This is a genomic window from Oleiphilus sp. HI0043 (genome assembly GCF_001634935.1).
In genome coordinates, this window is sequence record NZ_LWEY01000189.1 from 1 (window position 1) to 1,079 (window position 1,079).

1 protein-coding gene and 2 pseudogenes are annotated in these 1,079 nt (G+C 44.0%); all 3 read right to left on the minus strand.

Annotated features, from left to right (window positions below; translation table 11 throughout):
• Positions 1-120 (minus strand): annotated as a pseudogene (locus tag A3729_RS03235) (twin-arginine translocase subunit TatA); the annotation flags it as partial.
• 87 nt (positions 121-207) lie between these two features.
• Entirely contained in the window at positions 208-540 is a 333-nt protein-coding gene (locus A3729_RS03240) for a phosphoribosyl-ATP diphosphatase (RefSeq protein ID WP_068512015.1), read from the minus strand.
• A gap of 17 nt (positions 541-557) precedes the next feature.
• Positions 558-1,079 (minus strand): annotated as a pseudogene (locus A3729_RS33770) (ubiquinone biosynthesis regulatory protein kinase UbiB); the annotation flags it as partial.

The window sequence follows — 1,079 nt, forward strand, 5'->3', positions numbered from 1 at the left end:
TTCGACTTTTTCAGCTTTGCCTTCGATGATGTCGCTGTCTTTCTTTTCTACAGCGGCTTTCTCATCATCTTTTATGGCTTTTTTAAAGCCTTTTACGGCGCCACCCAAGTCTCCGCCCATATTGCGTAGTTTCTTGGTGCCGAAAATAAGTGCTACGATCAATTATATAATCAGTAGCTGCATTGGACTGATACCCATAACCTTCTCCTATTTCTGTTTACGAGATGCTTTTTCTTCAAGGCCTGATAAGTCAAAACGACGCTCAAGTTCTTGAAGGATGTCCTTAGCTTCGAGGTCCAGGTGTGAAAGCATTACCAGGCTGTGAAACCATAAATCAGCGGTTTCATAGACTAAGGCTTTCTTACCTTCGTCATCCTGAGCATCTTTGGCTGCAAGAATTGCTTCGGTGCACTCTTCACCGACCTTTTCCAATATTTTATTTAAGCCTTTGGCGTGTAGGCTGGCAACATAAGAGCTGCTGGCATCGGCTTGTCGACGCTCGGCCAAAACTTCTGTTAACTGTTCTAAAACCGTAGACATGGTAACTAAACTGCCTGTTATTTCGTGATTCGTTTGGTGCGGAATATAAAGTACGCACCGACTATTGCTGGCCCGATTTCAGACCAGGTTAAATTTGTTAACCACTGCTGTGTGTCTGGTTTACTTAGGGCAATGGCTAGCACCAACAAGGTACCACCTATCATATAGTCTTTTGTTTGTTTGCGCTGTAGATTTATGTCATTTTTTAGCTGGATAGTTTGCTGTTCGCGCTTTTGTGTAAAGCTATCTAAGTGCTTAATTTGATTCATGGCATCAAATATCAACTTGGGCACTTCTGGTGACTGTTCAAGCCACTCAGGCAAGTGCTGTTTAACGTTTTTCCAAACACCAGGTGGTGCGATGCGCTGTTTCATCCATTTTTCTAGATAAGGTTGTGCCGTGTTCCAAAGATCCAGGTCTGGATAGAGCTGCCGCCCTAAGCCCTCGATGTTTAGTAGGGTTTTTTGCAACAGTACAAGCTGGGGTTGAACTTCCATATTGAAGCGACGCGCTGTTTGGAACAAGCGCAGCAGAAACTG

Excerpts from the sequence above, each read along its gene's own strand:
- A3729_RS03240 (WP_068512015.1), bottom strand. The coding sequence starts at position 540 with ATGTCTACGGTTTTAGAACAGTTAACAGAAGTTTTGGCCGAGCGTCGA.